Origin of the sequence: Paenibacillus sp. FSL R5-0378 (genome assembly GCF_038009285.1) — a bacterium.
In the GTDB taxonomy this organism is placed as follows: domain Bacteria; phylum Bacillota; class Bacilli; order Paenibacillales; family Paenibacillaceae; genus Paenibacillus_AQ; species Paenibacillus_AQ favisporus.
On the sequence record NZ_JBBPAY010000002.1, the window covers coordinates 449259 to 462568 of the forward strand.

Here is a 13310-nt window from a genome sequence, read left to right on the forward strand (position 1 = left end):
CTAAGGGGGAGCCAATATTGCGGGAGATCAATACTGTCATCTTTGACCTTGACCAAGCATTGCGGACAAGTCACTAATTAACTTTGCCAACACGGAGTCGCCATATTACGTAGGGCGAGCGGTGTCACCCCTAGCTGGGGATGATGACCGACAGGCGTAAGCGGCCCAACGAGTGCGACAGGCCCTACAGGTGAGAGGGGAGCCACAGGCGCAACCGGAGCTACGGGAACAATCGGAGCCACGGGTCCAACAGGCGTAACCGGTCCAACCGGTGCGACAGGCCCTACAGGTGAGAGGGGAGCAACCGGATCAACGGGAACTACAGGAGGAACAGGAGCAACTGGAGCCACCGGAGTAACTGGAGCCACCGGAGTAACTGGAGCCACCGGAGTAACTGGAGCAACTTAGGATTAGATCAACCGGAAAGCCGCATGCTTTCCGGTTTAATTTATACTTACATAATAGGCGGGTGCGAGTAGGCTTCGGCATTTTATTGAGGGCTGTGCCGTCACTGATGGTAATTGACCCGGGGTAACTGCAGCAGCGGTGGTCTGGAAACCGTGTTGTAGCAGTTTACCGTGATCCGGAGCTGTAGAAAATCACCCGGACCGCATTACAGTTGTTTCGCTGTGATCGGTACCCAATGACTTGACGAAGTCTAGGTTAGAGGTTGAAGCCGTGGCGATCACGGTAGCTCCCTTCGACTTGGCCAACTGAACGGCAAATTGTCCAACGCCGCCTGCGGCCGCATGAAGGAGAACGGTTTGCCTAGCTGGAAGTTCACCTTCAGTGCACAGCGCTTTCCATGCGGCTTCGGCTCCTGCTTTAATTGTTGCCGCATCATCAAAAGTGAGACTTTCAGGCATTTTTATCAGCTATTGGGCTTTAGCAACTCAATATTCCGCAAAAGCCGCGATGGCATGCTATGCGGCGGCAATATGAAAAGTTTAATTTTTCGTTCACAGTCCATCACCGCCGCTATTTCCGCATTTTGTTGATTTTCTTGTTGGGGGTTCTCGTTATCGTCGGCCGACTGCGCAAAGCCCAGAACGGTCCCCGGATATAAGTGTCCAGCATGTCTTTAAAGTTGATGGGGGCCAGGGGCGTGAGATAAGAGGTCCCCATGTTCGTGACTCCCGCCAAATGGATCACCACCATGCCGATGGCCATAATCAGACCTAGATTCCCCAGAATACCGGCCATGATGATCAGCCCGAACCGGATGAGACGGATCGATGCACTCATGATATAACTCGGGATCACGAAGGAAGCGATCGCTGATATCGCGACGGCAATAATCAGGATGTTGCTCGTAAACCCAGCCTGAACCGCAGCCTGTCCGATGACGATACCGCCGACGATGCCGATCGTTTGTCCGACCTTGGTCGGCAGCCGGGCTCCGGCTTCCCTCAGCAGCTCGATCGTCGTTTCCATCAGCAGCGCTTCGAGCAGCGGAGGGAACGGGACCTTGGCCCGGGATTCCGTCAGATTAAGCAGCATCGTGTGCGGAATCACTTCATAATGGTAGGTCGTGACGGATACGTAGAAAGCGGTGAAGGAAATCGTAATCAGGAAGCCGATGAAACGCAAAATACGAAGCGCCGTGCCGATAAGCCATCGCTGGTAGTAATCGTCCGGCGATGAGAAGAAATCGAAGAAGTTAGTCGGGCAGGTAAAGCCCGACGGGCTGCCGTCCACAAATCCGGCGATCCTGCCGCCGACCAGCTTGGACACAATCGCATCCGGACGCTCAGTTGTCATAAATTGCGGGAAGATGGAGTTGGGATTCTCATCAATGAACTGAATCAGCATATTGGAATCGGTAACGGCGTTATATTCAATCATTTGGATCCGCCTGATCAGCTCGTCGACAATTTCCTGATTGGCGAGCCCTTCAATATAAGCGATGACGACGATGTTTTTGGCGACTTCTCCGACCTCCAGCTTGACGAACTTTAAGTGGGAGCTCTTTAATCTTTGGCGCAAAACACCGAGGTTCTGTCCAATATTCTCCACGAAGCCGTCATGGGGACCGGAGATGACCGATTCGGTCTCGGACTGCTCGATGGTACGTCCGGCCGGTTTGGCGATATCAACCAAATAAGTGCTGCCTCGAACGAAAACAGCTGCCTTGCCGTTTAGAATGCCGTTGATGCACTCCTTGCTGTCTACCACGACGACATATTGGGAACGGCTAAGGACGGTTTTGACTTCTTCTTCGTCCGCATCGGTAAAGGGCTGGATGATTTCCTGTAACAGCTGGTCATTGCCGACTAGAAAAGCCAAATAGATGACATCCACTTTGCATTGCGGGTAGGTCCGGTGGATAAAATCCATCGAATTTTCGAACTGCCGGATCGTGTGCTCTAGCGAAGGATGCTCATTTTTTTCCGGCTCTTTGACTGTTGTTTTCTCTTGTTCCCCGGCTACAAAAAAATGCTTAATTTTTGCAAATATGTCCATAAATCACACCTCGTGGGTATTCTATCCAACAGAGGTTTAGTTATACGCTGATCGGATATAGGCGTGAGGCAGAGGGCTACATCCAAGCAGGAGCAAACGATGAAAGCAATGAAGGCCAGGATATTGGTGGGACTTCAATCCACGTAAGAATCGCAACTGAACTGAAGAATAGTAGAGAGGGTATATGAAGAGGGGTATGGCCGGGTCTCTTCTAAGGATCAAAATCCGGAAAGGCAGCTCGTAGATCCTAAGCGCTAATAATGGAGCTGGAGCATTCAAAAAATAAACTACAGGATGAGAAAAAGTCAACAAGAATCCTGTGAGCAACTAGGGGGATTGCTTCTCGTATGGAGGCCGTTTTGGGTGATTCAAAGAATAATGATTATCATGGAGACGAATGCGAGAACCCATTCTTGCCAAGCAAGTAATAAAAAAGTGGAAGAGCGAATAATTAAGTTGAGATTGGGGCCCCTCTGGGTGCAATCTCAAGCTAATCATAAAAGTAGGAATTTTAAACATATGTTCGTTGGGTTTTGGGCTAAGGGGCAGTTTAAGACAATAAAAATAAGGAAAGCATGAAACTTAAATTCTTCTGTTGAATAAACAACTGAAAGTATCCCACAAAGGCGCGGTTGAATTATTTTCTAGGGAGAACAAATATAATGATACCAAGCAATCACAAACACCTTCTTGAGTGGTGGGCTGATGATGACTTATATCATGGCCCATCCGTGAACAACCCTGACCCTTGGCCCACAATCACGAGATTATCCAGGTCATTGACGTTAGTCATGATCCAGAAATCAGACTTCATGGCGATGTCCTCTACCTATTAGACCCTATTTGAAACGAGAGACGAAGTGGCGTTGCCAGGTAGTCTCAACAGCACGTGGAGTATAGTGCTGCCGAATATAGTCGACAGCTTTATGATTTGGTACTCCATCAATCACAGCGAGACATGCAAGTGCAGTACCAGTTCGTCCGATCCCTCCCCCACAGGCGACTTCAACCCGTTCAACTTCAGCCCGAGTCCATGCTTCGCGAAGCGCATCAACGGCTGCAACCTTGTTTTTGGGCAGCAGAAGTCCGGCCAAGGAATCCAGCGGCTTTCCCAAGTAACGGGCGCTGGTTGTCGCCCAAGTAGGTAGAGTGCAAAAGTGGGTTGAAGCCCTTGGGGAAGTGGACGTCTATAGTGCTCGACCGCGAACGAGTCGACCTGATGGAAGGCGCAGTACACCTGGCGATTCGGGACTCCATGTATCATTCATAATGTCACTCTCCTTCACTTATTATTTTTCAAAGTTGCTTTCTCTTTCACATCTTTTATCTCTAGAAACAGGATAAACTTTCTCTTTCTCAACACCAAAATACTTTCATCAAACAGTCCACTCGTAATTAGATGGGGGGACGTTTGGAGCGAATTTCTGGATCAGGATGTTGTTCAAGAACCAAAAGTAAACTCTACGGGTTGATTCCCTTTAACTAGATCTCCGATGTCACCGTTAATCGACAAACAATTATCGGCATACGGATGGAAGGGGTGAAATGGGCGAAACAAGTACCGTAATTCGTGAAACGGTAGTGGTTTCAATGACTAATTTGGGGGCAAAAAATACCTCCCTTTGGAACATCGGATATATGAATGGTTCCAGGAAGTGGTTGCCCAAAATTCTGAGAATTTTCAACGGTATTCCTTGATAACACTTGTGAGGGACCCAGTTTTACATGTTGTTTATCTGCTTTTAGAGTGGAGGATTGATAAAATCCGAAGCTCAAGGCAAGGGTTATGGCTAAGCAAGTAATCACAAGCGGTTTTTTCATTATTATTCCCTCCAGGATTTTTAGGCTCTGCATGCATTGTGTGCTTGGTGAAATCATCCCTCCATCGATTCGTCTTTGCAATGATGTAGTAAAGAATAATATATAAAGGCAAATAATAAAACGCAATAAAAAGGTCTAGAGTTATAAAGAAAGGTAAATTGTTTGGTAAATCATTAATAAGTATTTGTGCCAGACTCATTAAACCCTTTGTTTTCCAATAGGGGATTCCACTAGAATGCGCTATAATTTTCAAAGAGTGACATTTAGGGGAAGATCATTGATGACCATGAAACAGGAGCAAGTTTATTGTCTTACGTGCAAGGGACTTGTACATAAACTTCGGGCAACAGGTATAAAGAGAACAGGAGATCGAATTTCTAATGGCGCTTAACTGTATCTATTGTATGCCGGAGATCAATTTACAGGCTCAAGCATCCATATTAAGACGGTACGAGGAATATTGCTATCAAATCACTTTTCACCTTATTCGAGATGAGCAGTTGGCCTTTAAGGCAGCTTGCAGCGCATTATTGGATGTAGCCAGACATCTCGATTTTTTTACAGATATCAGCGAAATTCAAGAAAAAAAGGTTAAGCATGCTGCAATGCATTCGGCGTTAGAGGTGATTCGAGAAACAAAAGTCAGGAGTTACTGAGGATTATCGGCAGGAATTTATTATAGGGGAGTCATATGAAAAACATCGGAATGGTCCGGCAAGTGGATGAGCTAGGGCGGATTGTCATCCCCTTCGATTTACGGCGTGAGGGGTTGGCGAAGGAGACGCAGTTGAGTTTTTCATCGATGAAGAAGCTAAGTATTTAATGTTTCGCAAGTTAAAGTCAGGGTGTTTATTTTGCGGGTCCATCGATGCATTAAGCTACTTTAAGGGCAACTGATCTGTGCGTCTTGTTTTCGAGGTATGAGGGATCTGAGCCGAATGTTGCTGAGATTGAGAGCGCCGTCACATGGAATTGCGTGAGCAGCGTGGCACCGGGAACGGTGTCCACCAGATGATTGGTCGGTTGCAAGCAGCAGATGAGGTAGCAGGTAGGCATGAAGAGGAGCCAAAAGAAGAAAACTAGACAAGAGGAAAACAAGTGGATACTTCAAAACGACTAGCCAAAGTTATGGAAAAGCATCCAAACGCTTCACAAGTCAAATAGGCAGAAATGATCGTGGTCACCCAAAGCTACGTCAGTTTTTTAATTCGAAGCTCGAAAAAAATCCAACTCAGAAGAATGAGTTGGATTTTTTATGACTCAATGACTAAGATACGATCGAGGGCGAAAAGCATCAAGTTGGGATCAAGTGTTTTTTTTATTTTTGGAACATTTTTATCATTTCTCTCACTTTACTATCAGTAGTCTTCAGCTCTTCAAGTGAGAGTTGACCATATTCCCTCGATATTAATCTCCAATAATCATTAAAGAGGGAGGCTCTTTTTTGATATTGTGAATCCTCCAGTTTATGATTTGCATTAATAATAAGATCATAACTTTGGAATGTGCTTTTGATATTCTCAATCGAAATCATTAAATCCATGTTTTTCGTTTTATCTTTAGCTTGTATATACTGTTCTAAATTAGTTTTATAGATTAAGCTTTCAACTATAAAACTGCGGTAGGAGAAATCAGCTGCCTTATCTATATCATTTTTTTGAGTAATATACTTACTAAAGAAAATCGATGATACAAATAATGCAATAAAGGTAAGAGCCAAAAGTACATAAGTTAGGATGCTTTTTTTAGAGGGGGTATGTGTTTCTGCTTCCGTCGAAGATATAACTGCACGGCCTCACTTTGGTAAATGTAACCGGTTTAACGGCATGTTATATTTTGATTAAATAAAAGAAGTGTAATTTCTGATAAATTCAGTAAGTTTTATTTGATGTTTGAAGGGGATTATTCGAAATTGAATGTGAAGGGGACCTTTGTATCATGACATCAAGTGTAAGTGCAGAACCGCAAGTGTATTGTATGGCTTGTAAGAAGATTGTTCCTATTTCTAATGCGGGCACGCTTTTGAAGACGGGGTTTTACCTAAACGATTTGCCCATGTCGATAGGCTGTACTAATTGCTCCGGCGAAGTATCGAAAAAGAAATAAGAAGCCTGACTACTGGAGAAGCGAAAAACCTTGCCGAACATACACCAGGTAAGGTTTTTCGCTATGATGTCAGTTGACAATTCGGATCATTTAAACAAGGAAAGCACATAGGGAGGAGTCGCGTCCACCTCAATCAATATAGCGAAGAGGAGTAGCTCTTTAGAAAAGACCAGCGCCACCATTTAACAGCTATCGGAAATCCACGGTAGTAACCGAACGAAATGAATCATTCCATATTCCCCCTAATTTACCCCAGATGCACAAGCCATTTGCTGAGAAATCCACTTTCTCACGCTTTGTAAACTTGAACGGAAGGCCCTAATGAATAGACCGGAACGCCGATACTCGAAAAAGTGTTCTTTTTTAATCTTGGTAAGAGCCTCTTGATAGTTTTGAAATTTCAGATCGTGAAATAGGAGCTGATCCATGCTTTGTTTAATGAACGTTGCATTTTTCCAACAATTCAAAGGTACGTTGGCAAACTGCCATGGCTGAAATAAGCCGGGGTATATCGCCTCGACAACTTGGTATGGGGAACTGCCGAACATATCCATAATGCTGATTAACCTGTTTCTTTTGAAAAAATCGGTATTGATTCGCTGGGGTAGGTCGGCAATTGGTATTTTTTCGATTTCTTCAACGACATACTTCACCGTTTTTGTGGCTCGTTCCCGGCCTTCTTCTCCCATCCAGTACCCGTAGGAAACTTGTTTGAATTCCCAAGGGAAAAATTGATTGGGATAGACCAGCTCAATCAGCTCCATAAAATTCAACCCGTGAAGAGCAGCCGGTGGCTTTAACCGGTTTTTCCACAACAAATCTGCAGTAATCTTCTGAGGGATTTCTTCCATGGGAATGTTCAGGTGCTTTTCAATGATATATCTAGTCAGCGTAATGAGGAGCTGCTTTCCTTGATCGCCTGCAAAGTAATGATTGGGAAAACGGCCCCTTTTACCCTGTTGAATTTCGTGGAATAGGCTAATCACTTCTGATTCAAATCGGTTCATAGCTGTTCCTTTCTTAGCGTTTATATAGAGATTTTCGAAGCCTTTTTCAAAATTATCACCTGATGTCACCTTTATCATACGGATGAGAGTGATATTTCATTTTAGAGAAAGGTAGTACCTCATTCCCCCCCTCAATTGCATAAAAAGTTCTCCAATGTGTAAACCTTTGAATAATCATCGGTCGTTTGATTCAAGATTTCAACATTAGATTGAAGTCAGGAGAAGCCATGCCTATGCGATTACGGTTGAATCAGAAAAGAAAGAATAACCCCAGTATATTGAAACGCTCTGCGGAACCGCAGTCCGAAGGCCAATGCCAAATCTCTGAATCCATCGACGATAACCTGAAGTGGTTTCAGCAGGAGTTGGCCCATTGTTCTGATCTTGTTATTCAGTCGTTTCATGTCACCCCTGAGCAAAATTGCGCTGTGGTTTTTTTTCGTGGCATGATTGACAAAAATACAGTTCAGGATGAACTTCTTCGTGACCTGTTATCCATAGATCCGTTGGACGCCACAGCATTCCACAGGCATATTTTTGAATACAAGAAACTTTCCGTTACCGGCCTGAACGTTGTCAATGACCTTAAGGAAGGGCTGGAGGCTATTTTAAATGGCCATGTCTTGCTGCTTGTAGACGGTGAGTCCCGGATGATGGATATCCCTTGTGCTTCTTCTGAAAAGAGAGCCATTGAGGATGCGCCAAATGAATCCGGCATTCGGGGACCGCGGGAGGCATACATTGAAGATTTGGATGTTAACCTGACTTTGCTTCGAAGACGGTTAAAAACGGCATCTCTGAAGTTTGAATCCATGGAATTCGGGGTGCAGACCAAAACTAAAGTGGTCGTAGCCTATATGGAGGGAATATGTAAGCAGGAACTTCTGGATGAAGTGAAAGGGAGACTTAGGAAGATCCATATCGATGGCGTCTTGGGAAGCAGTTATTTGGAAGAGTTTTTGAAGGATAGCCCTTATTCTCCATTTCCCCAAATGCAGTATACTGAACGCCCAGATGTGACGACGGCAGCCTTATTGGAAGGGAGGATCGCCATATTAGTAGATGGAACCCCGATTGTGCTGCTTGCACCCGTGACCTTGTTTATGCTGATGCAAGCAGCAGAGGACTATTTTCAGCATTTTCTGGCATCGACATGGATCCGTTGGATCCGGTATATTTTTCTGTTTATTTCGTTGGTGCTTCCCTCCATTTATATCGCGATTACGACATTTCATCCTGAGATTATTCCTTCAGATCTGCTGATTTCCATAGCATCCTCAAGAGAAATCGTTCCTTTTCCCGGACTGGTCGAAGCATTCATCATGGAAATTGCATTTGAAGCGCTACGGGAAGCTACGATCCGGATTCCCAAGTCGATTGGTCAATCGGTTTCCATTATTGGAGCACTGATTATCGGAACGGCCGCAGTACAAGCAGGCATTATCTCGGCATTTATGGTGATTATCGTTTCGCTGACTGGAATTGCCTCCTTTATTAGCCCTCACTTTGATCTGGGACTGGCATTCCGTTTGCTTCGATTTCCCCTAATGATTTTATCGGGAATATATGGTCTTTTTGGGGTGGCTTGCGGTTTGATTATCATTTACATCCATTTAATCAATCTGCGCTCATTTGGGACCCCGTATTTATCTCCGTTGACTCCTTTAAGATTTAGCGATTTAAAAGATACCCTCGTAAGGGTACCCTGGCCACTTATGAACAAACGTCCATCTCATTTTAGAGCCGATGAAATGAGGCAAGGAAATACATCGCAGGAGGATGAAGGGGAATGATTTCTCAATGGGTACGGAAAATCTCGATTATAGCCTGTTTCTTCATCCCTTTTACTCATTATCAGCGGATGCTGGTCAGCTTTGGAGCTCAATGAGCGGGCTTTTATTAAAACCATGATCGTGGATAAGTCAGAACAGGGCGTTGAACTCACGCTGGGGTTTCCGCTCACCAATCGTCTCATTCCGGGAATGGCGGTGGGCTCAGGCCAGTCCCAGGGTAAGGCGTATTCCTATGTCTCGGGATCGGGTGAAGATCTTGGCCAAGCATTCCGCAATATCCAAATGAATTTATCACGAAGAATCAGTTTTGGACAAACTCGGGTCATTGTGCTGGGGAGGGACATGGCTGAAGCAGGGGCTGAGCCTGTGCTCGAATTTGTTGGGCGAAACGCCCCCATTTATCTCAATACCAAACTGTATGTCACCACCGGAACGGCGAAAGATCTTACTTCCGCCGCGGTGGTCAGCGAAAGATTTCCAAATGATATTCTGACTGCCACCTCAAAGTTTCGTACGGCTATTGATACGTCCATTAAGGATTTTATGGAGGCGAATTATTACGGTGGGGATAAAGTCGTTCCCTTGCTGCGCCTCAAGATGAGGAGAATCGAAACGGAAAAAGAAAAAGAACAACCCTGGATTGAGAAGGCAGGGGCCGCCGTATTTACGCAAGGAAAAATGGTGGGAACGTTAAACGTGCAGGAAATGCGCGGCGGATTATGGATCCTCGGACAGTTAACCGATGCGGAAATCACGGTAACGTCGCCAACGGATGGAAAAAATGTCAGTTTCATGATCCGGAATTTACATACAAACATCAAGCCAAAGCTGGGGCAGGGCCGAACTTTGATCCAAATTGAAGCGGATGCTGATGCCAGTGTCATTTCATCGGATTCCAATATCCACTTATACGATCCACAGATGTTAAAAAGGGTCGAGAAAAGCCTTAATGGCGAGGTGCACCAAAGAATCACCGATGCCATCCAAGACCAGAGGGATGCAATCCGATGCGTTTCAATTTGGAAGTTATATTGATTGGTCCTACCCGCGTGAGTGGAAACGTATGAAGCCTGAGTGGCGTGAAATTTACAGCAGCAAATTGTCTTTGAGAGTAGTACCAAACGTGAAGATCAAACAATTTGGAACCACCCGGCAATCCGTGGTGCATACTTTGGAACAAGAAAGAGGGGATGAAAATTGATCCTTATCATCATTGCATATATCAGTATCACTTTGTATGAGTGGTGGTATTTAAACAAGAAAAGTCGAAAAAAGCGTACGCGTTCTCTGGTTCTAGGTTCGGCTGCGGGGATGTTTTTGTGTTTGTGCATCTTATACTTAGGCAAAGGGCGGTGGACGGTTGGTGAAATGTTGGAAGGGATATTTAGCCCTATCGATCATTGGATGAAAGCAGGCAGATGAAGGGAGTTATGCGCAGTTGGATAAGATCACCCAAACTCAAATTTACATGTTATATACGCAGTATTTGTACACAACAACCCTTACGTTCACGATGCCTTTACTGATTAAAACGACTCCCTATATGTCCTGGGTTTCCGTCATTCTGGGTTCCACCCTCGGCCTGCTGATCACATATCCGGCCTGCCGTTTGGCTACCAAAAGACCCGGACAAACCTTTGCAGCCTACGGGAGAGAGATGTTCGGGAAGTGGCTCCATTATCCGCTTTATGGCGTGATGCTATGTTCGTCTTTAATTATTGCATCCTTTATTTTTCGGGAGCTTCTGGATCTCATTAGTGAGGTTTATTTGCAAGAAACGCCGGGGTGGGCAGTAGCTATTCTTTTTGGATGTGTATTTGCCTATGCAGTTCGTTCGGGGATTGGAAGCCTTTTTCGCGCAGCGCAAGGCTTTTTCTTCATTAGCCTCATCTGGATATTCGTCATTCCCATGTTCATCTCTAAAGAAATGAATTTCAGCAAGGTGATTGCGCTCGTTAACCATATCGATGTCGGTGGAATATGGAATGGAACATATCTTATGGCTGGACACACTGCGGAGATGGTGTTCATCATTTTCCTATGTCCATTTTTTGCTGAAATCGGGAAAACATCCCTTTCCTGGGCAACGCTGACATCCGGCGTTATTATTTTGATCAATCTGATCTCAGCGATTTTACTCTTTGGTCCCGGTGTCGCCAGCAATTTGATGTATCCGGAACTGGAGATGATTCGATATAGAATATTTCGTTATTACGTTCAAGCATGTTCAAGATCAAGGGGATAATCAAAGGGCCTTTGGTTCGACATTTGCACAAAAGCTGTGTTTTGTAGATATGTCTGAGCCCCGGTATTGGTCGCTGAGGAGATGAGCAAGGAAGTAGAGGACGATAACATTATTGCGGATTTGCTGACAACATACCGATTTGAAGTGGACGGTGCAATTGTGGAGGAAGCGATCGTTGGTGGATTGCTCTGTCACTGGGCGGTATGGACGAATAAAGCAGGTGCTTGAACCCCGATGAAACGTTGTCTCCGGGGCAAGTCGAAGAGATTGATCGAGTCTACAACGAGTATCCGCATCTCCACGATGATGACTTCGTAGCAATACATCTACAGGAATGGCTCGAAGACTTATAAATTCAAATTTATCTTTTTAATCTTCTCCAAACACCCGCATATAGCACGGAAAAACCGCCGCTATGTGTTATCCATAATCGGCTGCGTACATATTATTTTCAACTGTTAAACTAATCGAATAAAGTCAACAAGACATTCGATGAGTGGAACTTGTTGTTAAACAACCAAAGCAAGCAGTAGAAGATAAAAATACTTAAAACTAACGTGGCGGCGAATTATCGTTGGGGTGCCATATTCCTTTATTGTTGTTTAAATCGAATAATGAACGGATAATACGGAACCACTTTGCAGTATTTTTCAAAAACCTTCCGAATACATAGGCCGGCTTCGTATAATCACTTTCGAGATTCAAGGGATTTTCAGTTTCCCGCTGTTATTCAGCTTAAGTGAAACCTTGATCTCCTGAAGAGATTCTTTGGTCAGCTTGAAATCCTTCTCGGCATAGAATTTTTTCCACTCTTTATTTTGCTTGCGGTACAGCGTGTATTCCAATTGTAAAAGATCGGATTGGATCTCGAGTCCTTTCTCGAACGTTTGTCGGATTTCTTTCCGGACTTGTCCGACTGCCTTGTCCTCCATTAGTCGTTCAGACATCGGCTGGATGACCTCGCTAACCACTCCGGTAAGCATGACGTCGACGGTGTAGGTAACGTCCTTCCCTTTGACGTTCGGAACTATTTGGATTTTTGGATTTTCAAGAGATAACGATACCTGGGATTTCCCGTCTTTACGTAGGATCAGAGGACTGCGCTGGGTTTGGGGCTCTACCCAACGAAGTCCGGGAATGCTCTGTTCACTTAGCCATCCCTGGTATTTCCCATCTTGAAAAACGTATACTCCATCCATTTTCAGCATGGGGTGGGGCTTTCCGCCTTTTTCCCAGTTTCGCTTTGAAATGGATAGGGATGGCAGAAGGGTTGCCTTTCCCGGTTCCTGTAGATCAGACTGGAATTCCCTGGAGCTGATCGGGGTGATATCGGATTCTTGTCTGTAACTCTCCTGGGGTTGTTGAAGCAATGACATGAGCGGCGATAGATTAAAAAAGGGAGTTACCGTAAAAACCTTGTCCAAGGGCTCTTTGGTAGCAAAGATCCATGGCGTGTATCGCATTTCATAATATCGGTGCTGAAGTTCATCGAAATCGTGAATGCCCTTTTTTAATACGTTATCACTGACAACAACCGAAACAATTTGTCCATAAAAATTGCGCATCTGCGAAGTGCGGTACAGTTCATTGACGGCACTGATCGGCGTATCGCCCTTGCCTTTCCCGACCCAGACGGGAACGGGTTGAAGAGGCTTTCCCGATTCCATTTTGGCAACGTCCGTGAAGTCCAGCATTTGCGCATAAACGATGTATTGATCATCAGCATAATCGAAGCCTATGCTCGTTAAATAATTGACGTCCTGTACATCCTTAATATCCCAACAACCAGTCAAGAGAAGAGAGAACATCAAACATATTGACATCAGTTTCTTCCGCTTGGACATCAGGAATCACCTCTCCTCGTAGAGTCTTGCG

8 protein-coding genes and 3 pseudogenes are annotated in these 13310 nt (G+C 45.0%); 5 read left to right on the top strand and 6 right to left on the bottom strand.

Annotated elements, in window-relative coordinates; genetic code table 11:
• Nucleotides 1-599: 599 nt before the first annotated feature.
• The 4 genes from MKY74_RS35840 to MKY74_RS35545 all read right to left on the bottom strand — a co-directional run bounded on the left by MKY74_RS35840 (nt 600) and on the right by MKY74_RS35545 (nt 4284).
• The gene (locus MKY74_RS35840; RefSeq protein ID WP_076176890.1) at nt 600-866 is read right to left on the bottom strand and encodes a zinc-binding dehydrogenase; all 267 of its coding nucleotides are present in this window, start codon (nt 864-866) and stop codon (nt 600-602) included.
• A 112-nt stretch (nt 867-978) separates the two neighbouring features.
• Complete coding sequence (locus MKY74_RS35540) at nt 979-2463, bottom strand: spore germination protein (protein ID WP_084204301.1); 1485 nt, start codon at nt 2461-2463, stop codon at nt 979-981.
• A gap of 839 nt (nt 2464-3302) precedes the next feature.
• A complete protein-coding gene (locus MKY74_RS35845; RefSeq protein ID WP_445671814.1) occupies nt 3303-3578 on the bottom strand; it encodes a protein-tyrosine phosphatase family protein in 276 nt (91 codons plus the stop codon).
• A gap of 472 nt (nt 3579-4050) precedes the next feature.
• Entirely contained in the window at nt 4051-4284 is a 234-nt protein-coding gene (locus MKY74_RS35545) for a hypothetical protein (protein WP_144025560.1), read from the bottom strand.
• Nucleotides 4285-4975: 691 nt separating this feature from the next.
• Between MKY74_RS35545 and MKY74_RS35550 the strand changes: the two are divergent.
• Nucleotides 4976-5181: pseudogene (locus MKY74_RS35550) on the top strand (AbrB/MazE/SpoVT family DNA-binding domain-containing protein).
• A gap of 1451 nt (nt 5182-6632) precedes the next feature.
• Here the strand turns inward: MKY74_RS35550 and MKY74_RS35555 are convergent.
• Nucleotides 6633-7397: a hypothetical protein gene (locus tag MKY74_RS35555; RefSeq protein WP_076176886.1), complete on the bottom strand. Its 765-nt coding sequence runs from the start codon at nt 7395-7397 to the stop codon at nt 6633-6635.
• Between the two features lie 233 nt (nt 7398-7630).
• Between MKY74_RS35555 and MKY74_RS35560 the strand changes: the two genes are divergently transcribed.
• From MKY74_RS35560 to MKY74_RS35575, 4 genes and pseudogenes are all read left to right on the top strand, one after another.
• Nucleotides 7631-9190, top strand: coding sequence for a spore germination protein (locus MKY74_RS35560; protein WP_244169471.1), 1560 nt, complete (start codon nt 7631-7633; stop codon nt 9188-9190).
• A gap of 60 nt (nt 9191-9250) precedes the next feature.
• Nucleotides 9251-10391 (top strand): annotated as a pseudogene (locus MKY74_RS35565) (Ger(x)C family spore germination protein).
• Nucleotides 10392-10628: 237 nt separating this feature from the next.
• Nucleotides 10629-11435 (top strand): GerAB/ArcD/ProY family transporter, encoded by an 807-nt coding sequence (locus tag MKY74_RS35570; RefSeq protein WP_076176881.1) that lies wholly within the window; start codon nt 10629-10631, stop codon nt 11433-11435.
• A gap of 99 nt (nt 11436-11534) precedes the next feature.
• Nucleotides 11535-11788, top strand: a pseudogene (locus MKY74_RS35575) (dihydrodipicolinate synthase family protein); the annotation flags it as partial.
• A gap of 348 nt (nt 11789-12136) precedes the next feature.
• Here MKY74_RS35575 and MKY74_RS35580 read toward each other — a convergent pair.
• The gene (locus MKY74_RS35580; RefSeq protein ID WP_341014187.1) at nt 12137-13279 is read right to left on the bottom strand and encodes a Ger(x)C family spore germination protein; all 1143 of its coding nucleotides are present in this window, start codon (nt 13277-13279) and stop codon (nt 12137-12139) included.
• Between the last annotated feature and the right edge of the window lie 31 nt (nt 13280-13310).

What these genes read in the sequence shown, in the direction of transcription:
- MKY74_RS35840 (WP_076176890.1), bottom strand. Translation starts at nt 866, where the DNA reads ATGCCTGAAAGTCTCACTTTTGATGATGCGGCAACAATTAAAGCAGGA.
- MKY74_RS35545 (WP_144025560.1), bottom strand. Translation starts at nt 4,284, where the DNA reads ATGAAAAAACCGCTTGTGATTACTTGCTTAGCCATAACCCTTGCCTTG.
- MKY74_RS35540 (WP_084204301.1), bottom strand. Translation starts at nt 2,463, where the DNA reads ATGGACATATTTGCAAAAATTAAGCATTTTTTTGTAGCCGGGGAACAA.
- MKY74_RS35555 (WP_076176886.1), bottom strand. Translation starts at nt 7,397, where the DNA reads ATGAACCGATTTGAATCAGAAGTGATTAGCCTATTCCACGAAATTCAA.
- MKY74_RS35580 (WP_341014187.1), bottom strand. Translation starts at nt 13,279, where the DNA reads ATGTCCAAGCGGAAGAAACTGATGTCAATATGTTTGATGTTCTCTCTT.
- MKY74_RS35560 (WP_244169471.1), top strand. Translation starts at nt 7,631, where the DNA reads ATGCGATTACGGTTGAATCAGAAAAGAAAGAATAACCCCAGTATATTG.